Source organism: Hoeflea sp. AS60 (genome assembly GCF_038900115.1).
GTDB lineage: Bacteria > Pseudomonadota > Alphaproteobacteria > Rhizobiales > Rhizobiaceae > Hoeflea.
This window is the reverse complement of sequence record NZ_JBBMQP010000001.1, coordinates 1,754,189-1,776,033: the sequence shown is the minus strand read 5'-3', so window position 1 is coordinate 1,776,033 and position 21,845 is coordinate 1,754,189. Positions and strand designations below refer to the sequence as shown.

At 58.3% G+C, this 21,845-nt stretch carries 19 protein-coding genes; 11 read left to right on the top strand and 8 right to left on the bottom strand.

Annotated features, from left to right (window positions below; translation table 11 throughout):
* Positions 1 to 96: 96 nt before the first annotated feature.
* The 7 genes from dxs (at position 97) to WNZ14_RS08145 (ending at position 7,721) form a co-directional block, all read left to right on the top strand.
* Complete coding sequence (gene dxs / locus WNZ14_RS08175) at positions 97 to 2,049, top strand: 1-deoxy-D-xylulose-5-phosphate synthase (protein WP_342868075.1); 1,953 nt, start codon at positions 97 to 99, stop codon at positions 2,047 to 2,049.
* A gap of 175 nt (positions 2,050 to 2,224) precedes the next feature.
* Entirely contained in the window at positions 2,225 to 3,109 is an 885-nt protein-coding gene (locus tag WNZ14_RS08170) for a cobalamin B12-binding domain-containing protein (protein WP_342868074.1), read from the top strand.
* A 373-nt stretch (positions 3,110 to 3,482) separates the two neighbouring features.
* The gene (locus WNZ14_RS08165; RefSeq protein WP_342868073.1) at positions 3,483 to 4,310 is read left to right on the top strand and encodes a transporter substrate-binding domain-containing protein; all 828 of its coding nucleotides are present in this window, start codon (positions 3,483 to 3,485) and stop codon (positions 4,308 to 4,310) included.
* Between the two features lie 154 nt (positions 4,311 to 4,464).
* Complete coding sequence (locus tag WNZ14_RS08160; protein WP_342868072.1) at positions 4,465 to 5,106, top strand: amino acid ABC transporter permease; 642 nt, start codon at positions 4,465 to 4,467, stop codon at positions 5,104 to 5,106.
* Complete coding sequence (locus tag WNZ14_RS08155; RefSeq protein WP_342868071.1) at positions 5,103 to 5,771, top strand: amino acid ABC transporter permease; 669 nt, start codon at positions 5,103 to 5,105, stop codon at positions 5,769 to 5,771. The genes WNZ14_RS08160 and WNZ14_RS08155 overlap by 4 nt, the downstream gene beginning before the upstream one ends.
* Complete coding sequence (locus WNZ14_RS08150) at positions 5,768 to 6,562, top strand: amino acid ABC transporter ATP-binding protein (protein WP_342868070.1); 795 nt, start codon at positions 5,768 to 5,770, stop codon at positions 6,560 to 6,562. The genes WNZ14_RS08155 and WNZ14_RS08150 overlap by 4 nt, the downstream gene beginning before the upstream one ends.
* A gap of 121 nt (positions 6,563 to 6,683) precedes the next feature.
* On the top strand, positions 6,684 to 7,721 hold the full coding sequence (locus WNZ14_RS08145; RefSeq protein ID WP_342868069.1) for an aromatic ring-hydroxylating dioxygenase subunit alpha: 1,038 nt from the start codon (positions 6,684 to 6,686) through the stop codon (positions 7,719 to 7,721).
* A gap of 31 nt (positions 7,722 to 7,752) precedes the next feature.
* On the opposite strand, the gene WNZ14_RS08140 is transcribed toward WNZ14_RS08145, so the two are convergent.
* Complete coding sequence (locus tag WNZ14_RS08140; RefSeq protein ID WP_342868068.1) at positions 7,753 to 8,727, bottom strand: agmatinase; 975 nt, start codon at positions 8,725 to 8,727, stop codon at positions 7,753 to 7,755.
* Positions 8,728 to 8,997: 270 nt separating this feature from the next.
* Positions 8,998 to 10,860 (bottom strand): KUP/HAK/KT family potassium transporter, encoded by a 1,863-nt coding sequence (locus WNZ14_RS08135; RefSeq protein ID WP_342868067.1) that lies wholly within the window; start codon positions 10,858 to 10,860, stop codon positions 8,998 to 9,000.
* A gap of 194 nt (positions 10,861 to 11,054) precedes the next feature.
* Here WNZ14_RS08135 and WNZ14_RS08130 point away from each other — a divergent pair, with 194 nt between their 5' ends.
* Positions 11,055 to 11,285, top strand: a complete 231-nt coding sequence (locus tag WNZ14_RS08130; protein ID WP_342868066.1) for a hypothetical protein — start codon at positions 11,055 to 11,057, stop codon at positions 11,283 to 11,285.
* A 119-nt stretch (positions 11,286 to 11,404) separates the two neighbouring features.
* On the opposite strand, the gene WNZ14_RS08125 is transcribed toward WNZ14_RS08130, so the two are convergent.
* The 6 genes from WNZ14_RS08125 to WNZ14_RS08100 all read right to left on the bottom strand — a co-directional run bounded on the left by WNZ14_RS08125 (position 11,405) and on the right by WNZ14_RS08100 (position 17,009).
* Complete coding sequence (locus WNZ14_RS08125; protein ID WP_342868543.1) at positions 11,405 to 12,538, bottom strand: ABC transporter substrate-binding protein; 1,134 nt, start codon at positions 12,536 to 12,538, stop codon at positions 11,405 to 11,407.
* Positions 12,539 to 12,654: 116 nt separating this feature from the next.
* Positions 12,655 to 13,707: a branched-chain amino acid ABC transporter permease gene (locus tag WNZ14_RS08120; protein ID WP_342868065.1), complete on the bottom strand. Its 1,053-nt coding sequence runs from the start codon at positions 13,705 to 13,707 to the stop codon at positions 12,655 to 12,657.
* A 3-nt stretch (positions 13,708 to 13,710) separates the two neighbouring features.
* Positions 13,711 to 14,586 carry a branched-chain amino acid ABC transporter permease gene (locus WNZ14_RS08115; RefSeq protein WP_342868064.1) on the bottom strand — a complete coding sequence of 292 codons (876 nt, stop codon included), beginning with the start codon at positions 14,584 to 14,586 and terminating at the stop codon, positions 13,711 to 13,713.
* Between the two features lie 10 nt (positions 14,587 to 14,596).
* Positions 14,597 to 15,310 carry an ABC transporter ATP-binding protein gene (locus WNZ14_RS08110; RefSeq protein WP_342868063.1) on the bottom strand — a complete coding sequence of 238 codons (714 nt, stop codon included), beginning with the start codon at positions 15,308 to 15,310 and terminating at the stop codon, positions 14,597 to 14,599.
* The gene (locus tag WNZ14_RS08105) at positions 15,307 to 16,098 is read right to left on the bottom strand and encodes an ABC transporter ATP-binding protein (protein ID WP_342868062.1); all 792 of its coding nucleotides are present in this window, start codon (positions 16,096 to 16,098) and stop codon (positions 15,307 to 15,309) included. Before WNZ14_RS08105 ends, WNZ14_RS08110 begins: the two co-directional genes overlap by 4 nt.
* Positions 16,098 to 17,009: an IclR family transcriptional regulator gene (locus WNZ14_RS08100; RefSeq protein WP_342868061.1), complete on the bottom strand. Its 912-nt coding sequence runs from the start codon at positions 17,007 to 17,009 to the stop codon at positions 16,098 to 16,100. The genes WNZ14_RS08105 and WNZ14_RS08100 overlap by 1 nt, the downstream gene beginning before the upstream one ends.
* A 197-nt stretch (positions 17,010 to 17,206) precedes the next feature.
* Between WNZ14_RS08100 and WNZ14_RS08095 the strand changes: the two genes are divergently transcribed.
* The 3 genes from WNZ14_RS08095 to pimA are packed head-to-tail and all read left to right on the top strand — an operon-like array spanning position 17,207 to position 21,826.
* The gene (locus WNZ14_RS08095; RefSeq protein ID WP_342868060.1) at positions 17,207 to 18,070 is read left to right on the top strand and encodes an alpha/beta hydrolase; all 864 of its coding nucleotides are present in this window, start codon (positions 17,207 to 17,209) and stop codon (positions 18,068 to 18,070) included.
* On the top strand, positions 18,060 to 20,162 hold the full coding sequence (locus WNZ14_RS08090; RefSeq protein ID WP_342868059.1) for a 3-hydroxyacyl-CoA dehydrogenase NAD-binding domain-containing protein: 2,103 nt from the start codon (positions 18,060 to 18,062) through the stop codon (positions 20,160 to 20,162). Before WNZ14_RS08095 ends, WNZ14_RS08090 begins: the two co-directional genes overlap by 11 nt.
* Positions 20,159 to 21,826, top strand: coding sequence for a dicarboxylate--CoA ligase PimA (pimA, locus tag WNZ14_RS08085; RefSeq protein WP_342868058.1), 1,668 nt, complete (start codon positions 20,159 to 20,161; stop codon positions 21,824 to 21,826). Before WNZ14_RS08090 ends, pimA begins: the two co-directional genes overlap by 4 nt.
* The last annotated feature ends 19 nt before the right edge of the window (positions 21,827 to 21,845 follow it).

The window sequence follows — 21,845 nt, the reverse complement described above, 5'->3', positions numbered from 1 at the left end:
CATTTTCCAATATTGCCCCGAATATGTGCATGAGTGCCGGTTTCAAAAAAATGATCGGCTTTCCCGGCTGAAACCGGACGAACAAGGAGGTTGGCAATGGGGATTGTTTCGAAAACCGAGAACTCGACGCCGATACTCGACGGAATTGAAAGCCCCGAGGACGTTCGTCGCCTCGCGGACGCTGACCTTGTCCAACTGGCCGAGGAACTCAGGCGCGACACCATTGCAAAAGTAGCTGCAACCGGCGGCCATCTGGGTTCCACGCTGGGCGTGATCGAGCTTACCGTTGCCATTCATGCCGTTTTCGATACGCCCCGCGACAAGCTTATCTGGGATGTCGGACATCAGGCCTATGCGCACAAGATTCTTACCGGTCGGCGTGAAGCCATGGCAACTCTGCGCCAGGATGGCGGTTTGTCAGGATTCACCAAACGTTCGGAAAGCCCTTACGACCCCTTTGGTGCTGCGCATTCCTCGACATCGATTTCAGCGGGCCTGGGCTTTGCCGCTGCCCGGTCGCTTGGATATGGCGATGGCGATTCGGTGGCGGTTATCGGCGATGGCGCGATGTCGGCAGGCATGGCCTATGAGGCGATGAACAATGCCGGATCCCTGGGCAAGCGCATGTTTGTCATTCTCAACGACAATGAAATGTCGATTTCGCCTTCGGTTGGTGCGTTCTCCAAGCATCTGTCAGCGCTGTGCGCGCAGGCACCGGCCATCGGCATGGATGTGGTGATGAAGAAGGCGGCTTCAATGCTGCCTGAGCCCTTCAGAACCGGAGCCGCCCGGGCACGTCAGGCTGTTGGCGCTCTGACCGGCACCTCGAGCCTGTTCGAGCATATGGGATTTTCCTATGTCGGGCCGGTGGACGGGCATGATTTGCCGCAACTCTTGACCATCCTGCGCACCCTGAAGGGTGTCGCCGACGGACCGGTGCTGATACACGCGATCACCCGCAAGGGCGCGGGCTATGCACCGGCGGAAAACAGCGCCGACAAGTATCATGGCGTCGGCAGCTTCGATGCCAGGACAGGGACACTGTCAAAATCCAAACCCGGAGCACCGGCCTTCACCAAGGTTTTTGCCAATGCGCTGACTGATGAAGCGACACGCGACAAGAGCGTTGTCGCAATCACCGCGGCAATGGCCTCGGGCACCGGGCTCGATATTTTCGCCAAGGCGCATCCGGAACGAATGTTTGATGTCGGCATTGCCGAACAGCATGCGGTCACCTTTGCTGCCGGCATGGCGGCTGCAGGCATGAAGCCGTTCTGTGCGATCTATTCCACATTCTTGCAGCGCGCTTACGACCAGATCGTTCATGATGTGGCCCTGCAGGAACTGCCGGTGCGGTTTGCCATCGACCGTGCCGGTCTCGTCGGCGCTGACGGCCCAACCCATGCCGGCGCCTTCGATATTGCCTATTTGTCCAATCTGCCCGGCTTCACTGTGATGGCAGCCGCCGATGAGGCCGAGCTTGTGCACATGGTCGCAACCGCTGCCGTTCATAGTTCCGGCCCGATCGCGTTCAGATATCCGCGCGGGGAAGGCACCGGGGTGGCGCTGCCCGAGCGCGGCATCCCGCTTGAGATCGGCAAGGGCCGGATTGTCCGCCAGGGCTGTGACATTGCATTTCTGTCTTTCGGAGCTCGGCTCGGGGAATGTCTCGCTGCAGCTGATTTACTGACAACTAGAGGATTGTCCGTGACTGTCGCCGACGCGCGCTTTGCAAAACCTCTCGACAAAGCGTTGATTGAAGACCTTGCCCGCCGTCATGATGCGTTGATTACCGTTGAAGAAGGAGCTAGCGGCGGTTTTGGCGCGAATGTTCTTCAACATCTGGCTGCAACCGGACAACTTGATGGCACTGTGGCAGTTCGCACCCTAACCTTACCGGACCGGTTTGAACCTCACGCTGGCCCCAATGTCATGTACGAAAGATCAGGCCTGACCGCACCGCGCCTGGCGGAAGCGGCTGTGGACAGTCTCGAAAGAAGTTCCACCGGCAAGCGTGACAAGATTCCTACATTAGCATTTGCCACATAGTCTATTGGCTATATATACTTATATTCCTACTGATTCCTGACATCTTGAGGTGAGTTCTTTTCCGATTCGGCGAAAACCGCATTGCAGTATTGCCCCATTACCCCTCGTTTCATTGAAAAAACCATCATACCATTTTCCCAATGCGGATGGGGACCGCAAAATGAGGGGAGAGTAAATGTCTGATAACGAGGAAAGCGGCGGATACGAACAATCCGCACCAAGCAGACATTTCAGCAGGCGGCCACCAGCTGGATCGGCAGCGCGATCGACGCTGCTTTCCGGGATTGCAAGCGCAACGAGAACGATGAAGACCGAGGACCGTGGCAAGCTTGAAGAAGCCATCCGTCATCACTTTCATTACGAAAGTTCTGACACCGCGGAAGCCGATCAGCAGGCGATGGACGGAACGGTCTATTTCGGTCAGTTCCTGAGCGCCATTCTTGAGAAAGATCCAAAGCATTTTCGTATTGGCCTTGAGCGGCTTCGCAGTGAAAGGGTCCCTCTTCTCGTAATCTGTGAAACGCTGGTCATCCCTATCGCAGAAGAACTCGGCCGGATGTGGTGCGAGGACGAGCAAAGCTTTGCCAGCGTCACTGCTGCAACCGCACGACTGCAATTGCTCCTGACCAGTCTGTCTGATGTCGGCGGACCATCATTTTGTGATGAAGATCGGCCGCGAATCCTACTGATGCGGATGCCTAGCAATGACCATACCCTTGGCCTGAGCGTGATCGCATCAGTCTTTCACGAAGAAGGCTGGTCGGTCGATGGCGGTCCCAGTCTCCAAGCCGGGAACCAGGCCTACGGAATGGTTCGCGATGGTGGATACCAGATGATCGGCGTCTCGGTTGCCGTCGGATCATCAACCCAGGATGTAAGTTCGGTCATCAAGAAGATCCGCTCCGCGTGCCTGACCCCGTCGCTATCGATACTGGTCGGCGGCCCTTCTCTGGCCAGCCGCGAGGCCGAATTATATGCCAACGGCGCGGATGTTGTGGCGCTCGATGTACGGCAGGCCATCCAAATGGCAAACCAGATAATAAAAAGCCTCGATCGCTGACTCAAAGCGCACATCAATTGATGCGATTCGACATCCCCTTCATCAGCGACTGCCCCGCCATCATTGCAAAGCAATAGACGCAGACGGTAGCGCCTCATTCAAATTGAACTTTTCGTCCGAGTGAGGCTATGATTGGCAACACAGTTGCCAGCGCGAACGAGTCCCACCGGGCAGCGATCCCTGAAACATCCATAAGGAACTGCTGCAGAAACACTGCACAATTTATCGCCATGACCATTATTTTGGCAGTCCCCGATTGACAAGGGACAAGAACCGCGTTTCATTTTGTATAGACAAAAGAGGGGCAAAGCCCCCCAAAGTCGCCAGTTGTCCACACGCCGGTGAGGCGGCACTACAAAAGGAAGCAACCGAGATGAAATTCAAAACCCTTATGACTTCAGCAATGGCCGGCCTGATGGGCCTGGCAATGCTCGGCGCGGCGCAGGCCGAGGATGTTCTTGATAAGGTCAAGGCAGCAGGCGTGCTGAAAGTCGGCACCGAAACCGCCTTCGCTCCATTCGATTTCATTGATGCCGGCGAGCATGTTGGCCTCAATGTCGATCTCTTCGCTGAAATCGGCAAGGAACTGGGAGTGACCATCGAGTGGGTCACTCTGCCTTGGGATGGCGTTTTCCCCGGTCTGGAATCAGGCAAGTTCGACATGGTGGCTGGACCTGCGACCATTACCAATGCCCGTATGGAGCGCTTCCGCTTCACAGCTCCCATTGCAGAAGCAACTGTGGCGCTGCTCAAGAAGGCCGGCGACGACAGCCTGAACAAGCCTGAGGACATTGCTGGCAAGGCCGTCGGTTCGGGCAAGGCTACTGCACAGCTCGCCCAGGTGATCGAATATGGCAACACCCTGCCAAGCCCGATCGAAGCAAAGGAATACGTCAGCTTCAACGAAGCCTACGCGGATCTGGCCGCCGGCCGCATTGTCGCTGTGGCGAACTCCTTCCCCAACATCGCCTATGTCGCGCAGCAGCGCCCGGAAACCTTCGCTCTCATCGAGCCGCCATTCGGCGTGAAGACCTATTTTGGCTTTCCCGGTCGCCCGGAGCCTGAGTACGCGACGCTGATGGACGCCATCGATGCCGCATTGGCCACCATCAAGGCTGATGGCCGTCTGGGCGTCATCCAGAAGAAGTGGTTCGGTGTTGAATTCGACACGCCCGGCAAACTCGACAAGGCCGCTATCTGATTTGCAGTTGCGCAACGACGTAAGTCTGTCTTCTTGACAGGCAAACCCGTTGCGCAATTGTCTTTTCCCTTGATATGTCCGCCGCTCATCTCGCAAGCCGAGGCGGCGGACAGCTTACTAAAACGTCCGTAGATGCATAAGGAAAGGTCTGCTCATGTCATGGAAGCTGTTCTGGCTTCTGGTTGAAGCTGCGAGGCTGACCGTTCTTCTAAGCGTCATATCCATTACAATCGGGTTCCTGCTGTCCTCACTGGTCTGCGCCGCGGTGATGTCGACCAACCGGTGGGCCCGGATCGGGGGCAAGCTGTTTGTCAGCTTTTTCCGTGGGACACCGCTGCTGGTTCAGCTTCTGCTGATCTATTACCTGCTGCCGCAAATCGGTCTGAATGTACCAAGTGAAGTGGCAGCAATTGTCGGAATGTCGCTTTGCACGGCGGCCTATCAGGCCGAAATCCTGCGCGGCGGGTTTTCCAGTGTGCCCAAAGGACTTGTCGAAGCCGCCAACATGTGTGGCTTCTCGAAATTCGCAACTTTTCGCCGGATCCGGCTGCCTATCGCTGTTCAACTGACTATTCCCGCCCTGATCAGCGAAGCGATCATGATGCTGAAATCCTCGTCGCTGGTTTCGGTGGTCGGCGTGGTTGAATTGTCGCGCATGGCGCAGGATCTCGCTGCGAGCACGTACCGCCCACTCGAACTGTTCGCCGCGGCCGGGCTGATCTACCTCATCATCAACCTCGTTGTCGCAGGCTTCGGCCTGAAACTCGAAAAGCGGATGCAGTGGGGGCGGATATGACCTTTGACCTTGATCTCATCATCCTCTACCTGCCCGACATTTTTCGCGCCCTGGGCGTAACCATTCTGCTCTGGCTGGCTGGCTCAGCACTTGGAATCATCCTCGGGTTCGTCGTTGCCGTGGCGCGGCGCTACGGTCCGCGCTGGCTGGATCTGGCTCTTTTTGCTCCGGTCGAACTGATCCGCGGCACGCCGTTTCTGGTGCAGATTTTCCTGCTCTATTACGGCGGCCCGTTCATCGGCCTGTCCCTCGACAGCATCAGCGCGGGTCTTCTGGGCCTGACGATTTATGGTGCCGCCTACTATTCCGAGCTCTGGCGCTCCGGCTTTGTTGCCATTCCAAAAGGCCACATCGAGGCTGCGCAATGCGTCGGGTTCAACCGCACGCAGACCCTGCGGCGCATCATCCTGCCGGAAATGACAATGCTGCTGCTGCCTTCCATGGTCAACATGACCATTCTGATGCTGAAGGAGACCGCCATTCTGTCGATTATTTCCGTGCCGGAATTGACGCTTGCCGTCAGCGCGCTGGGCACCAAACACTATGCCTTCGTCGAGGGCTTTGCGATTCTCGCGCTGATCTACTGGGCTCTTGTCGAGACCTGCAGCGCCATGGGTCGCTACGCTGAAAGCCGTCTTTCTAAATACAGGTTTGCCGCATCATGACCGGACTACCCGCAATCAAGGTTGAAAAACTCGTCAAGCGCTTTGGCAAGACCACCGTTCTCAACGGCATTGATCTTGTGGTCGAGCGCGGTCAGGTGACCTGCCTGCTCGGTCCCTCGGGATCGGGCAAGAGCACGCTGCTGCGCTGCGTTGCCCTGCTTGAAGAAGCCAATGAGGGCTTCATCGAGATCAACGGCACACCGTTGGGATTTGCCAGCGGCCCGAATGGCGAGCGCGTTCGACTTCCCGCCGCGGAAACCCAGAAAGTGCGCGCCCATATCGGCATGGTGTTTCAGCAGTTCAATCTCTGGCCGCACATGACAGCACTCGGCAATGTCGCAGAAGCGCTGGTGACCGTCCGCGGGATGCCCCGAAAGGATGCCGAGCAACGCGCCATGGCTCAGCTCTCAAAGGTCGGGCTGAGTGATCGCGCCGGCCACTACCCGAGCGAGTTGTCGGGCGGGCAGCAACAGCGGGTGGCGATCGCCCGGGCGCTGGCGCTCGATCCGGACATCATGCTGTTTGACGAGCCGACCTCGTCGCTGGACCCTGAACTTACAGGCGAAGTTCTCAACGTCATGCGCGATCTCGCTGAAAGCGGCATGACCATGCTGGTGGTAACCCACGAAATCGGCTTTGCCGCATCGGTGGGTTCAAAAATCGTGTTTCTGGATCAGGGCAAGCTGATCGTGGAAGGCAAACCGGAGGAAGTCTTCGGCAAACCGCGTCATGAGCGCATCGATCAGTTTCTCGACACCTATCTCGACCGGGGCGCTGCAACGCTGCTTTGAGCGAGTAACAGGACAGTTCCGTAAAGCCGTTACATGTGAAGGCATGGGACATTTTCTGATGTGACAATGTCGTTTGGCAGTGCGAAACTTCATTGAGATAACGCCAGTTGGGAGAACAGGGATGTTTGTTAAAAATGCCTGGTATGTCGCCGCTCTCGATCACGAGATCGGTCGCACCCTGACGCAGGTCCGAATTCTGGGCGAAAACGTGCTGCTCTACCGACGTCAGGATGGCGTGGCAATCGCGCTGGAAGATGCCTGCCCTCACCGCAAGCTGCCGCTCTCGATGGGCCGGCTTCTGGGCGACGAGGTGGAATGCGGCTACCACGGCCTGCGATTTGACTGTGCCGGCACCTGCACGCGGGTTCCGGGCGCCGAGCGCATTCCGCATGTCGCCAAGGTCCGGGCCTTTCCGCTGGTGGAACGCTACGGCATGCTGTGGATCTGGCCGGGCGATATGGCGCTCGCCGACCCCGCCAAGATTTTCAAGATCGATCAGTGGGACAATCCCGAGTGGGGCAAGAGCCGCGGCGACGCAATGACGGTCGACTGCAACTATCTCTACATCACCGACAATCTGCTTGATCCCTCCCATGTCGCCTGGGTGCACCCCTCCTCCTTTGGCAACGCGGCTTGCGAAGAGGTGCCGGTTCACACGCTTGAAAAGGAAGATGGCGTTGTGGTGTCGCGTTGGATGATGGATGTCGATGTTGCGCCGTTCTACGCGCCGTTCGTCAAGTTCAAGGGAAACGCTGACCGGGAACAGCATTACGAAGTTCGCTACCCCTGCCATGCAATCATTCGGGCAGTGTTTGTTCCGGCTGGCACCGGCGGCGCCGGCAAGCCGATGCATGAAGATGTTTTCCTCATGGACAGCTTCAATTTCATGACGCCGATCGATGAAAAACGGACGCGTTATTTCTGGTTCCAGATGCGCAATTTTGCACCTGGAGACGAGGAAGTTTCGGCTCGGTTTGGAAGCGCCGTTCAGGCCGCGTTCGAGGAAGACCGCATCGTGCTCAACGCGGTGCAGATAGGTATGGACACCATGACATCGCCGAACCTCAACCTCAAGATCGACAAAGGTCCGATCAAGTTCCGCCAGCACATTGACCGCATGGTGGCGGCGGAAGGCCAGATGCAGCAGGCGGCGGAATAATCACCGCCGCCTGAGCGATCCGAGAGGTGCCTTATCCGGCTAGGCGTTTGTCGACAGCCGTCGCCATGATGCACAGCAGTTCGAACATGATCGAAATGCCGAGCCAGGCGGTGCCGCCCGATGCATCGAACGGCGGTGAGACTTCCACCAGATCAGCGCCGATGACATTCACGCCTGCCAGCTCGCGCACCACCTGTAGCGCCTGGAACGAATTCGGGCCGCCCACTTCCGGTGTTCCGGTGCCGGGCGCAAAGGCCGGATCGACGAAATCGATGTCGTAGGTCACATAGGTCGGTGCCTGGCCGACGATCTCGCGCGCTTCAGCCATGACATCCTCGATGCCTCGGGCGAAAAACTCCTCGATGGTGATCAGCCGAATGCCGACCGAACGGGCGAAATCCTTGTCTTCGGTGTCGTAGGATGTACCGCGAATGCCTATCTGCACCACCCGTTTCGGATCCAGCAGGCCTTCCTCGACCGCGCGGCGGAACGGCGTGCCATGGGTGAACTTGGAGCCGTTGAAATAGCTGTCGAACAGATCGGTGTGGCTGTCGAAATGGATCATGCCGACTGGCGCATCCGAAGCCAGTCCGCGCAGGATCGGCAGCGAACACAAGTGATCGCCGCCTGCAGTCAGGGGCACGATGCCCGCTTGCTTCACACGACCGTAGAAATCGGAGAACCGCTCCAGCGAATCCATCAGATCTGCCGGATTGGGCGCGACATCGCCAAGATCGGCACAATTGACCAGTTCGAACGGCCGAACGCCGGTAGCGCCGTTTCCGGCCCGGATCATGGTCGAAAGATCGCGCAACTGCCGCGGTCCGTGGCGGGGCCCCGGGCGGTTGGTGGTGCCGCCATCCCAGGGCGCGCCGATCAATCCGATGGCAACATCCTTGATGCGCGGATCATCGAGCGTCACATGCGGCAGACGCATGAAGGTTGCGACACCGGCAAAACGCGGCAGGTCAAAGCCAGAAACGGGGTGAAAAAACGGGTCGCTCATCATGTCTCCGGATGCTCGTTAGAACGCTGAAAGCGTTCCATTTTGGAAGTAAGAAACCAGCTTCATTTTGAACAGATTTTTGCCACCAAGTCCCGCGTTTATTTGTCCAACCCGCGCAGCATCTGATGGATGATCCACGTTAAAACAGGGCTGAAAACCGGGTACTTAACGGTCTGTCGGAGCGGTCGGACACTGACGTCAGACACGATCTTGCCCAATGCGGCAGAGCCTTGCCGTGTTCATTCCAGGGATGCGGACGGAAGATGAACCTTACAATTGACGGGGCATTCCTATCTCAAGAGTGCGGCTGGGTGGCAGTTGAAACCGGTCGGTGCTGCGGAGCGCGAGCCGGGCAAGAACGACAAAAATCGAATGGAATACAGCATCAAGCGATCTCAATGAACGGGGCGTCATCGGGCGTTCGAGGTTGGCAACATAGGTTACCTTCCTGCTTTCGAGCCCAAGTTCATCTAGCGCGGGACCAATCAGTGCCGGCACGTTGATCTGCTGCATGTAGCCGACCCGCACATCAATCCGTGCCACGGCGTCATCAAGACGGGTGATGGTAACGCTGCTCGTTGCATCGACGCGGGGACGCGACGTGGTCCAGACCGACAGAACAATGATCCGGTTGAAATCGCTACCGGTCAGCTCGGATAACTCCTGGAGTGCGAGCGGCCACATCTGGCCGGGCCGGACAAGAAACACGCCCGCCCGGGGTGCCTGATTCTGCTCGGCTCGCTTCGTCTGATCCGGGCTATACTGGAACTCGCCCATCTTCTGCAGCTCAAGCATACGCTCCCGGCCCTTGCGCCAGGCGATGACGATGACGCAAACCGCTGACGCAAGCAGGAGCGGAACCAGGCCACCGCTGACGAGTTTTCCTGAACTGGCCGACAGAAAAGCCACGTCGACCAGCAGAATGGGCGTAAGCAAGAACAGCATCCCGGCGAGAGATTTCCCTGAAGCTCGCCGGCTCTTAACCTGGTAGGCAATGTAGAGGATTGTGGTGGTGATCATCGCGCCGGCAACGGCAATGCCATAGGCGTCCGCAAGTTGATCCGATGTCCGGAAAGCCAGCACGATGGCGACCGAACCAATCCCCACGATGGCATTGACGACGGGGATGTAGACATCATGCTCATTCTCGCCGGTCATGTGATGCACCGTCATCGGAGGCAGGAACCCGAGCTGGATGGCCTGGCGGCCAAGACTGAAAAGGCCAGTGATGACGGCCTGGGACGCAATTACCGTGGCCAAGGTTGCGAGCAGGACGACCGGCAACAGCAGTTCCTGTGAAAAGAGCGCGTAGAAGGTGTTTTCAATTCCTCCGCCGGGGTCTGCGAGAAACTGCGCACCTTGACCAAGATAGTTGAGCAACAGTGCCGGCAGCGCGATCAGCAACCATGCTTGCGTGATCGCAGGTCGGCCAAACTGGCCGAGATCCGCATACAGCGCCTCGCCGCCGGTCACGGTGAGAAACACGCCGCCAAGCACGGCAAGCATGACGCCTGGATGGGCGAGCGTGAATGCAATCGCATAGTGGGGCGAAATAGCTTCAAGGACCGAGGGATGCGCAACAACCGCAATCAATCCACTGATTGCAAGGACACCAAACCATACAAGCATGACCGGCCCGAACAAAACGCCGATGCGCATGATCCCGAAGCGTTGAGAGAAGAACAGCCCACCCAGAATGAGACAGGCGAGTGGCACCGTGAGATCCTGGAACGCCGGCGAAATATCATGCAGGCCTTCCGTCGCGCTCAGAACTGAAATTGCCGGCGTGATGATGGCGTCACCAAACAACAAGGCACCGCCGGCGATGGCGACAATCAACAAGAGAGCCGATCGGTTCTTTGCAGTGGCGCGGTGAAGATCAAGCAGCGCGGCGAGCGCCAGGATGCCGCCTTCACCTCCATTGTTCACCCGCAGGATGAGCAGCACGTATTTGAGCGTCACGACAATGATCAGCGACCAGAAGATCAGCGACAGAACGCCCATGACCGCAAGCGAAGAAGTTTCCTGCGCCGCGCCCATGGACACCCGGAACGCATAGAGCGGACTGGTGCCGATGTCGCCGAAAACCACTCCAAGAGCGGCAACAGTTATCAATGCCCGGTCCGGCTTCATGGTTTGTCCTTCATGTCCGGTCAGTACAGGCGATTACACAAATGTAAGACATGTTGCTCAGCAAAATCGCTATAGCCTAACCGCCTGCGAGTTGAAAAGAAATCAGTGACAAAAGCCATCGCGGCAAGGCAGTGAAACCAATGGCACGGTCGACCCGCAGGTGACGCTGGAGATCAAGTTCCTGGAAGAGCGGAATGGCAGACGTTCAAGTTAACCCAAGGCTGCTATCGGCTTTCGTGCGCCTCAAGAGGCACCGGACGCTAGCGGGTGCGTTCGCTGCCTATCTTGGCATGCTCAAGATCAGGTCGCAGATCACGGCCAAGGGTGAAACCGGTGTGTTATCGACGGCTACGGACACGTTGCTGCTTTTGCTGGTCGCAGCACTTTTCGCGCTGCTTGCCATATTCGCCTTTCATGTGAGCTGACGGCGAAACACAGCCGCTTCCGTATCCGCCTGATGAGATGGCACTTGTTCAGTTGAACGAAAAACGCCGGACACCATTGTGGTGCCCGGCGCTTTGATCTTGCTAGTCTGAGGCTGGTATCAGCCGCCGACTTCACCAGAGATGACGTCGCCGAAAGTTTCCCAACGCTCGCCGTTGAACTTCATCAGCTGCATCTGTTCGATCGGGAAGTAGTCCGTTTCAGATGTGTTCATCGACATGCCAGGCAGGAACAACGGCAGTTTGACGTCGTTCATGCTTGCTGCCTGCTTGAGCACATTTTCGCGCGTCAGGTCATCGCCTGCCTGTTCGAGAATATGCACCATCGTCTGTGCCACCGAATAACCGTAGGTGGTGAAGCTCGATAGCTTGTTGCCGTCAGGATAGTACTTGTCCATGAAGGCATTCCAGTCCTTGGCGGCCGGATCGTCCGCCCACTGTGGATCCTGCATATCCTTGAGATAGGCCGTGGAGATCAGGCCGGTCGAGGCTTCAAGACCGGCAGGCGTGAGAACCGCGCCGACGGAGTTGGAGACGTTGGCTACGAACTGGGTTGCTTCCCAGCCGATCTCATGGGCTTTCTTGATGCCCTGAGCGGCGAATTTCGGCGTTGCAATGTTGATGAAAACATTGGCGCCGGATGCCTTCAGCTTGACGACCTGCGAATCCACCACCGGTTCGGCAACTTCGTAGGAGGCTTCAGCAACGATCATGTCGGCCTTGTCGCCAAGACCGGCTTTCAGGCCGTTGAGGACGTCCTTGCCGAAGTCATCGTTCTGGAACATGACGCCGATCTTTGCATCGGGCATTTCGGACGCGATGTAGCGGCCGTAGATGATGCCTTCGCTCTGGTAGTTCGGCTGCCAGCCCATCGTCCATGGGGCGACTTTCGGATTACCAAACTGGGTGGCGCCGGTCGCGACAAGAAGCTGCGGCACCTTCTTCATGTTCATGTATTTCTCGATGGCCGAGTTGGACGGCGTCCCGAGTGACTGGAAGATCAGAAGAACTTCATCGCTCTCCACCAGCTTGCGTGCCTGTTCCACGGCTTTTGGCGGCGAGTAGCCGTCGTCATAGGAGAGGAAGTTGATTTTTCGTCCGTTGATCCCGCCTTCCTCGTTGACCTTGTTGAAATAGGCTTCGATCGTCTTGGCAATGGTCGAATAGGCCGATGCCGGTCCGCTGTATGGCGAAATGTTTCCGATCTTGATTTCAGTGTCGGTCACGCCGGGCATATCTGCTGCCTGGCTGATCGCTGGAAATGCCAGGCCGGCGCTCAAAACAAGCCCCGCGCCCACATATTTGATCATATTACGTCTATTGTGCATGGTTTCCTCCCTTAAAGGTTGCACTACCTATTCATACTCCGTTTGGACAGCGCTCCCAGCGCTGCCTTCAACAGACCTCCGAGCCCAGTCGGTACCGCGTACATCATGAGGATCATGATGACGCCGTAGACAGCGCCCGACAGGCCCTTAGAAAGCTCTTCAGCGATATTCGGTACGAACATGATGAAGGCGCCTCCAAACAATGCTCCCGGCAGCCAGCCAACACCGCCGACCACAAGCCCTACAACGAGGGCGACGGAAAGCGCGAAATGGAACGAATCCGGTGAAATGTACTGAACCACGATGGCCCCCAGCGCGCCGGCGACGCCGGTGTAAAGGGCGCTGACGCCAAAGGCCAATGACTTGAACAGTGCCGTGTTCACCCCCATCGACCGTGCCGCAATCGGATTATCGCGGACCGCCATCAGGGCGCGACCGGTACGGCTGCCGACAAGGTTTCTGGCGCAGACATAAGCCAGAAGGCCAACCGCAAGGGTGACGAAATAAAGCCACTGGTCGGGATTGAGCGGCAGGCCGAACGGGGCATCCGGCTTGGCGATAACGATCCCCATGACGCCGCTGGTCCAGTGCTCAAACGGCGAGAGCTTGAAAAGTTGCGGTGTGACGACAGCGAGCGCAAACGTCGCCAGCGCCAGATAGACGCCCTCCAGCCTCAGCGCGGGCAGCCCGAACAGGAAGCCCACTATAAAGCAAACCATACCAGCTGCGGGCAACGTCCAAAGATAACCGACGCCAAACTGGTCCATCAGAATAGCGGCAGTATAGGCGCCTACAGCGTAAAACGCGCCATGTCCGAGCGAGAACTGACCGTTAATGCCGGTCAGGATGTTCAGGCCAAGGATCGCGATCGCATAAATCAGCATCATTGTGAGCTGGAAAATCAGGAAGTTTCCGGCCATGAACGGCGCGGCAAGCCCGATAACCAGAAGGGCAATGCCTGCCGCCCGCATGATCTTCACGTTGCTTGTGGCTGCTGCAGGCGCGGGAAGCACAGTCTGGCTCGCTGCGGCCTGTTTTTCGCCGGCAGTCCCGGCGGTCGTGGTGTCTATGGACATATCTCAGACCCTCTGTACGACAGTGCGGCCGAACAGGCCTGTGGGTTTGAACACCAGAACGGTGACGATGAGGACCAGCGCTATCGGAAGCTTGAGCTCGCCGCCGATCACCGGAATGTAGGTGCCCGCCAGATTCTCAATGATGCCGACCATGAACCCGCCAAACACCGCGCCGGTCGGGCTGGTCAGACCGCCGAGCACCGCGCCGGCAAAGCCGTAGAGCAGGATCGACAGCATCATGTTGGGCTCAAGAAAGACGATGGGAGCGATCAGAATTCCGGCGATGGAGCCAATTGCCGCCGCCATGCCCCAGCCGAGCGCGATCATCCAGCCAACCCGGATACCGACCAGACGCGCTGATTCCGGATTTTCGGCGGCAGCCCGCATCCCAAGTCCGACCCTGGTGTACTGGAAAAAGGCAAACAACATCACCAGCACGGTCATGGTGACCGCGATCATGCCAATCTGGTGATTGCTGATCAGGCCGCCAAGCTGCGAACCTTCGCCGAACGGGCTCGGGAATGGCTTGATGGTGAAATCCCAGATGAATCCCGCAAGACTGTTGAGGATCGCAAACAGGCCGATGAACACGACAATATGGCTGAGCACCGGCGCATCGCCGAGCGGGCGAATGACCAGACGTTCGATCGCCACACCGCCAACAAAGGAGATCGCAACCGTCAGCGGGATCACCAGCCAGTAGGGCACGCCCCAGGCAAGCATTTGCCAGGCGATGAAGGTGGAGAACATTGCCATTTCGCCCTGGGCGAAATTCAGGTGGTGGATTGCCTGATAGATCATCACAACGGCGAGAGCCATGCAGGCATAAATCCCGCCCGTTGCGATGCCTGTGATCAGTTGCTGTGCCAGAAGCTCCATCGTGTCTCCCTCAGTAGCCGAGATAGGCGGCGCGGATGGTTTCATTGTCGCGGATTTCCGCGGCGGTACCGGACATGACGATGTCTCCGGTCTCAAGAACAAAGGCGTTGTCTGCGAGTTCGAGAACCACGCCTGCGTTCTGCTCTACGATCAGCATGGCGACGTCCTGCTCCTGATTGACCTTGCGCAGGATCGAGAACATTTCCTGGACGATCAACGGGGCGAGACCGAACGAAGGCTCGTCGAGCAACATCAGGCGCGGCCTGAGCATCAGGGCGCGGGCGATGGCCAGCATCTGCTGTTCGCCTCCCGAAAGCGTACCTGCCTGCTGGTTGCGGCGTTCACGCAACCGGGGAAACCAATGGTAGGCCTGTTCGAGGTCACGCGCGATCTCGGCGCTTGAGCTGCGGGTCATGGCGCCGCACTGCAGGTTTTCTTCGGTGGTCAAACCGGTGAAGGTCCCCCGCCCTTCCGGAACGTGAGCCACGCCGAGACGAACGATGTCCTCGGTCGCCTTGCCGCCAATATCTTTGCCATCAAATCGGATGCTGCCGGAACGCTTTATCATTCCGCACAATGCCCGGAGCGTCGTTGTCTTGCCTGCGCCATTCGCGCCCAAAAGCGTTGAAATGCCACCCTTCTCAACGGAGAAATCGAGACCATGCAGGACCCGGAAATCGCCATAGGAAGCGTGCAGGCCTGTAACTTCAAGTAGCATGCTCATTCAGACTGGCCTCCCAGATATGCGGCAATCACGTCGGGGTTCTTCTGCACTTCGGCTGGCGTGCCCTCCGCAATCTTGCGGCCGAAACTGAGCACGACCACCTTGTCGGAGATCGACATCACCAGCCCCATGTGGTGTTCGACCAGCAGAACGGTTACGCCTCGATCATCGCGGATGCTGCGGATCAGCCGGCCGAGTTCACCGACTTCATCATGATTTAGACCGCCTGCGGGTTCATCAAGCAAAAGAACGCCGGGCCGGGCTGCCAGAGCACGCGCAATCTCGACCCGCTTGCGGGTTCCGAAAGGCAAGCCATCCACCGGCAGGTCGGCGACATCACCCAGCTCAAGGTAATCAATCAGTTCGTTGACGGTCGCGTCGACCTCGGCTTCCTGACGCCGCACCCATGGCAGGCGAAGTGCATCAGACAGGAAATCGCTGCGGCTGCAGGCGTGGGCGCCGACACGAATGTTGTCGCGCACGCTTAGCCGCTGGAAGAGCGCAACATTCTGGAACGAGCGGCCAATTCCGACGGCTGGCATGTGGTGCGCCGGGTAGGAAAGAACGGACTTTCCATCATAGAGAATGTCCCCCGATGCCGGTGTGTAGAGCCGGCTCAGACAATTGAAAAGCGTCGTCTTGCCCGCACCGTTGGGTCCGATGAGACCGAGGATCTGGCCTTTGTGCAGCTCGAAGGCGATGCCATCAAGCGCCACGATTCCGCCAAATCGCACGACGACGTCACGTACGGCAAGTTGCGGTGGTGAGCTGACGGTTTGAGCCTGCATCAGTGTCCTCCATGCTCATGTGGGTTCAAATTTGTTCCGGCAGCTTGCATCGCGGGCATCCAGCTCTCGTCTGGCCGAAGCGGCCGTTTTCCATTCAACGCGTCATCGACAACACGAGCCAGAGACGCCATCACCGGGCCGACCTGTTCATAAAGACGATCGGGCGGAAAATGATGCGGCGGCGCGCCACAATTGAAAGCGTAGGTCCCGGATCCGTCTGCGGCGACCAGAGACGCGCCGGCGGCAAAAATGTCCGGTCGCCACTCGCCTGTCGAAACGACGAAACCGTATCGTTCGTAATCTGCAACGGCAGTGTCCATTGTCTTGCGCAGCAGCATGCCTTTTTCAGGATGCTTCTCGACGGCCAGCGCGAAATGCTCTTCGCGTTCCGCCTCGGGCAGCCTTACAAGCAAGGCCCGGCCCATCGCCGTTTCCACCAACGGGATGCGCGAGCCGATTTCGAGCTGAACGGTGAATGTTGCCGACCCACGCGAAATGCCGACGTAAAGCGCCTTGTTTCGATCAAGCACGCCAAGGGCTATCGGCGCCGACAGCACCTCTGCGGCCTGGTCCATGAAGCCACGGGCGACATGACGAATGCTGAGATTGGCAAGGGCTGCATACCCAAGCGTGATTGTGCCAGGGGCAAGCTGATATTTTCCGAGCCTCGGAATCTGCATGAGATAACCGAGTTCGCACAATGTGTAGGTGAGACGGGTGACAGTAGGCTTGGGCAATGCGGTGCGCTCGGCGATTTCCTGATTGCTAAGAAAACCGTCGCGAGGATGAAAACAGCGAAGAACTTCGAGACCACGCGCAAGTGCGGTCACGAACTTCCTGTCACCATCATGAGCATAGCTCAAGTTATCAGCGGCAACGCCATTGACGTTACCACGTTCATTGGCTGTCATGCAGCCGCTCCTCCCTTTATTGACAAACAATCCATCACATTCTAGCAGTAAGGTCAAATAATAAAATTGAATTTCGCACTGCGAAACTGGGAGGTTTTTTGCGGACGTTGGAGGAGACTGCTTCCCTGTATGAAAAAGCCGGAGAAAGCCCTGATGGGACTTCCTCTGGATGGTCTGGTCATGCCGCATTTGCGGCGGTGGCTGAACTTGACCGTGCGGCGCGTCGAACCGAGATAAAGACGGAAGACGGTTTCGCTGTCTGGCGTGAATGGGGAAGCGGCCCTGCGCTGGTGATGCTGCATGGAGGAGCTGGGTCATGGAGCCACTTCTTCCGACAGATCGAAGCCTTTTCAGGCGACTACCGGGTTATTGTTCCAGACCTACCGGGATTCGGCGATTCGGCGGCCTGCAATCCAAAGGCAGATCCACATCGGATGGCCCGCATTCTGGCAGCCGGAATCGAGCAACTCGCAGGATCGCAGCCGCTCAATCTTGTCGGTTTCTCGTATGGGGGAATCATTGGTGGCTACCTTGCACGCATGATTGCATCTCGCATCAGCGGCTTTGTCATCGTCGGCGGAGTTGGCTTCGAGGCGCGTAGAAACGTGGTTGATCTGGCGAGCTGGCGTCACCTTTCCGACATCGCATCGCGTCGGGCTATGCACAGAAAAAACCTTCTGGCGATCATGATCGCCGATTCGACCCGCATCGACGAAACGGCGATCCTGATTCAGCAATCAAATGCCGAACGCTCACGTCACGACACGCGTCCGACTGCACGCCTCAAGCCGCTGACAGAGATGCTCGATGCAAGCAAAGTCCCGCTGGCAGCGATTTGGGGCGAACACGATCAACTGGCTGCACCGCATTTTGAAGAACGTCGCGTCTGGCTGGCTGGCCGCGACAAGAAAGCGCCTTTCAAACTGGTTGCCAATGCCGGGCATTGGGTTCAGTACGAAGCCGCTGACGCCTTCAATGCAGCGCTCACAGATTGCCTCCGCTCGTTTGCGGAACGGGGTGGAGAAACAGGAATTTATCAGGGAGAAGAACATGGCAGGTAACGTGACTTACACAGCGGATGGAGATGTTGCGGTCATCACGATTGACAATCCACCGGTGAACGCATTCGGGTTTGACGTCAGGCGTGGGGTCATCGAAGCCATGGATCGCGCTGAAGCGGACTCCACAGTCAGCTCAGTGGTCCTGACCGGCGGCGGTCGGGTGTTCAGCGGCGGTGCCGACATCACGGAATTCGGCAAAACGCCGCGCGAGCCATCTCTGCCGGATGTGAACACCCGTTGCGAAACCATGACAAAGCCGGTGGTTGCAGCCATTCATGGCGTTGCCTTTGGCGGCGGACTGGAAGTCTCCCTCTCCTGTCACGGACGGATTGCAAGCCAGGACGCCAAGCTGGCGTTGCCGGAAGTCAAGCTCGGCCTTATCCCGGGCGCCGGCGGCACCCAGCGCCTGCCGCGCCTGATCGGCCCGGAAGCAGCACTCGATGTGATCGTTCCCGGAAACCCGGTAGGAGCCCAAAAAGCGCTGTCAGTCGGGCTCGTCGACCGCATCGCGGGCGATGATCTGCTGGAAGATGCCAAGGCTTTCGCTCGCGAGCTTGCTGCTGCGCCTGAAAAGCCGTCGGCCGTGCGTGACCGGGAAGACAAGCTTGAAGCCGCGCGCCGCGATCCGGCAGCCTTTGACGCCCATGCCGCAGACCTTACCAAAAAGGCACGCGGTCTGGACGCTCCCCTCGCCTGTGTTCGTGCTGTCCGGCTGACACTCGACACACCGTTTGACGCGGCGCTCGCCAAGGAACGCGACATCTTTATCGAGCTGATGAACGGCGAGCAGTCGAAGTCGCAACGGCATCTGTTCTTTGCCGAACGCGAGGCCGGCAAGGTTCCAGGCATCGGACGGGATGTGAAACCGCGGACCGTCGCCAAGGCGGCCGTCATCGGCGCCGGCACCATGGGCGGCGGCATCGCCATGTCGCTGGTCAATGGCGGCATTCCTGTCACCATCCTCGAGATGAGCCAGGAAGCTCTCGATCGCGGCATGTCGGTCATCCGTCGCAACTATGACACCTCGGTCAAGCGCGGCTCGATTTCGGAAGAAGAGCGCGACAGGCGACTGGGCCGGTTAAGCACGACCACCAACTATGACGACATTGGGGACGCCGATCTTGTCATCGAGGCCGTGTTCGAGGAAATGTCGGTCAAAAAGGTCGTGTTCGGCAAGCTTGACGAGGTCATGAAGCCGGGTGCTGTTCTGGCCAGCAACACCTCCTATCTCGATGTCGATGAAATCGCCCAGATGACCAAGCGGCCATCCGACGTTCTGGGCATGCACTTCTTCTCGCCGGCCAACGTGATGAAGCTACTGGAAATTGTTCGCGGCAAGGAAACGGCTTCCGACGTGGTCGCTACCGCGTTGGCGCTCGGCAAGCGGATCGGCAAAGTTCCTGTCGTCGTCGGCGTATGCCATGGGTTTGTCGGCAACCGCATGCTGTCTTCCCGCTCGGCGGAGAACGAGGATCTGCTGCTTGAAGGCGCCTCACCGGCGGATGTCGACAAGGCGTTTCTGGATTTCGGCTTCCTGATGGGCCCTTTCGCCATGGGCGATCTGGCGGGTCTCGATATCGGCTGGCGCAACCGCAAGTCACTCGGCCAGACGGCAGTGATCGCCGACGCGCTATGTGAAGAAGGCCGTTTCGGCCAGAAGACCGGCAAGGGTTTTTACAGCTACGAAGACGGCCCACGAGACGGCAAACCCGACCCGTGGGTGAATGCCCTGATCGAGGAGAAGGCCAAGGAACTCGGTGTGAACCGGCGTAATATTGACGCGACCGAGATCGTCGAGCGCACAATCTACCCGATGATCAACGAGGGTGCCCGCATTCTCGAGGAAGGCATCGCGCTCAGGCCATCCGACATCGACATCGTCTGGATCAATGGCTACGCATTTCCGGTTGGCAAGGGCGGCCCGATGTTCTGGGCCGAACAAGCGGGCCTCAGCCATATCGTTGAACGGCTCGAGTACTGGCATGGCAAAACCGGCAATTCGGTATTTGAACCTTCGGCACTCTTGCGGAAGGCTGCAAAGTCAGGCGAATCGCTCGCAGAAGCGATGGCAGCCAAGGGCAAAGTCGCATGACCGCCTCCCAGCATGCCTGGGAGACCTCCTATCCGGACAATCTGCGATGGGGAACCCCCATCGCAACCGGACGCATCCCCGACCTGCTCGAGGATGCGGTCGCGGAGTGTCCGGAGCGGACGGTGCTGGAGTTCCGGGGCTGGTCGATCAGTTATGCAGGGCTGCGCGATGAAGCCGAGGCCTTCGCCGCTGCGCTGCTTGAGGCAGGTCTTGCCAAGGACCAGACGGTCGCACTTTACCTGCCCAACACGCCGTATCATCCGGTCGCGTTTTTTGGCACGCTGAAAGCCGGTGCACGGCTTGCGCATCTCTCTCCGCTGGATGCACCCAGGGAACTTGCCCACAAGTTGACCGACTCGGGTGCGCGCACAATTGTTACCACCAATATCGGCGGCATGCTCGCCGGTGCGATCAAGCTGATGGAAGCCGGTCTTGCTGATCGGGTGATCGTCGGCGATGACGTCCGTTTCGGCGGAGAGAACCCTGCGCGGGAAGTCATTCCCGAGCGTGAGGACGTCATAAGGCTTGACCAGTTTTGTGCCAACAGGACTGCTCCAGCCGCCTGGCCGGAGATCGACGAAGAAGACATCGCACTTTTGCAGTACACCGGCGGCACGACCGGACCGGCAAAGGGCGCAATGCTGACACACGCCAACCTGACAGCGGCCGTATCGAGCTATGACGCATGGTTCGAGGCGCTTTACGGTGATGCCGGTGAAAGCGAAAAAGTTCTCTGCGTGCTGCCGCTGTTTCATATCTATGCGCTGACCACCATTCTTCTGCTGGGGATCAGGCGTCGGGCCGAAATCGTGCTGCATATGCGCTTCGATTCAGGCCAGGTACTCAATGACATCCAGTCCAAGCGGATCACCACATTCCCCGGCGTGCCGACAATGTGGATTGCGCTTGCCAATCATCCGGACCTGATGAAAAGCGATATCTCCTCGCTCAAGCGCTGTTCATCTGGCGGTGCGCCGCTTCCGGTCGAGGTTGGTCAGCGGTTCGAAGGCCTGACAGGCCAGCGCCTTGCCGGCGGCTGGGGCATGACGGAAACATCTCCCGCGGGCACAAACCTGCTGCCGTTTGGCGAGCCGAAGCCTGGTTCAATCGGCATGCCGCTCCCCGGCGTCGAATTGCAGGTGGTGTCTCTCGACGATCCGCACCAGATCCTCGCTACGGGCGAAGTTGGCGAATTACGGGTGCGGGGCAAGAACGTGACAGCCGGCTACTGGAACAAGCCCGAGGAAAATGCCGTCGCGTTTGCCGACGGTTTTTTCCTGACCGGCGATGTCGGTTACATGGCTCCGGACGGCTATTTCTATATCGTCGACCGCAAGAAGGACATGATCATCTCTGGCGGGTTCAATGTCTATCCGCAGATGATCGAACAGGCGATCTATGAACATCCGGCAGTCGGCGAATGCATCGTTCTGGGTGTTCAGGACCAGTATCGTGGTGAAGCCGCGAAGGCCTTCGTGACACTGAAACCCGGTGCGCAGCCTTTCACTCTCGAAGAGCTTGTGACGTTTCTCGAGGACCGGATCGGGCGCCATGAATTGCCCGCAGCCCTCGAATTCAAGGACGAGCTTCCAAAAACTTCGGTCGGCAAACTCTCGCGCAAGGAACTGCGCGACATGGAGAACAGCAAGACCGCAGCCGTATAGACACCGAACACACCAGACC

Coding starts and splice junctions, on each gene's coding strand:
- dxs (WP_342868075.1), top strand. CDS start 97: ATGGGGATTGTTTCGAAAACCGAGAACTCGACGCCGATACTCGACGGA.
- WNZ14_RS08170 (WP_342868074.1), top strand. CDS start 2,225: ATGTCTGATAACGAGGAAAGCGGCGGATACGAACAATCCGCACCAAGC.
- WNZ14_RS08165 (WP_342868073.1), top strand. CDS start 3,483: ATGAAATTCAAAACCCTTATGACTTCAGCAATGGCCGGCCTGATGGGC.
- WNZ14_RS08160 (WP_342868072.1), top strand. CDS start 4,465: ATGTCATGGAAGCTGTTCTGGCTTCTGGTTGAAGCTGCGAGGCTGACC.
- WNZ14_RS08155 (WP_342868071.1), top strand. CDS start 5,103: ATGACCTTTGACCTTGATCTCATCATCCTCTACCTGCCCGACATTTTT.
- WNZ14_RS08150 (WP_342868070.1), top strand. CDS start 5,768: ATGACCGGACTACCCGCAATCAAGGTTGAAAAACTCGTCAAGCGCTTT.
- WNZ14_RS08145 (WP_342868069.1), top strand. CDS start 6,684: ATGTTTGTTAAAAATGCCTGGTATGTCGCCGCTCTCGATCACGAGATC.
- WNZ14_RS08140 (WP_342868068.1), bottom strand. CDS start 8,727: ATGAGCGACCCGTTTTTTCACCCCGTTTCTGGCTTTGACCTGCCGCGT.
- WNZ14_RS08135 (WP_342868067.1), bottom strand. CDS start 10,860: ATGAAGCCGGACCGGGCATTGATAACTGTTGCCGCTCTTGGAGTGGTT.
- WNZ14_RS08130 (WP_342868066.1), top strand. CDS start 11,055: ATGGCAGACGTTCAAGTTAACCCAAGGCTGCTATCGGCTTTCGTGCGC.
- WNZ14_RS08125 (WP_342868543.1), bottom strand. CDS start 12,538: ATGCCCGGCGTGACCGACACTGAAATCAAGATCGGAAACATTTCGCCA.
- WNZ14_RS08120 (WP_342868065.1), bottom strand. CDS start 13,707: ATGTCCATAGACACCACGACCGCCGGGACTGCCGGCGAAAAACAGGCC.
- WNZ14_RS08115 (WP_342868064.1), bottom strand. CDS start 14,586: ATGGAGCTTCTGGCACAGCAACTGATCACAGGCATCGCAACGGGCGGG.
- WNZ14_RS08110 (WP_342868063.1), bottom strand. CDS start 15,310: ATGAGCATGCTACTTGAAGTTACAGGCCTGCACGCTTCCTATGGCGAT.
- WNZ14_RS08105 (WP_342868062.1), bottom strand. CDS start 16,098: ATGCAGGCTCAAACCGTCAGCTCACCACCGCAACTTGCCGTACGTGAC.
- WNZ14_RS08100 (WP_342868061.1), bottom strand. CDS start 17,009: ATGACAGCCAATGAACGTGGTAACGTCAATGGCGTTGCCGCTGATAAC.
- WNZ14_RS08090 (WP_342868059.1), top strand. CDS start 18,060: ATGGCAGGTAACGTGACTTACACAGCGGATGGAGATGTTGCGGTCATC.
- pimA (WP_342868058.1), top strand. CDS start 20,159: ATGACCGCCTCCCAGCATGCCTGGGAGACCTCCTATCCGGACAATCTG.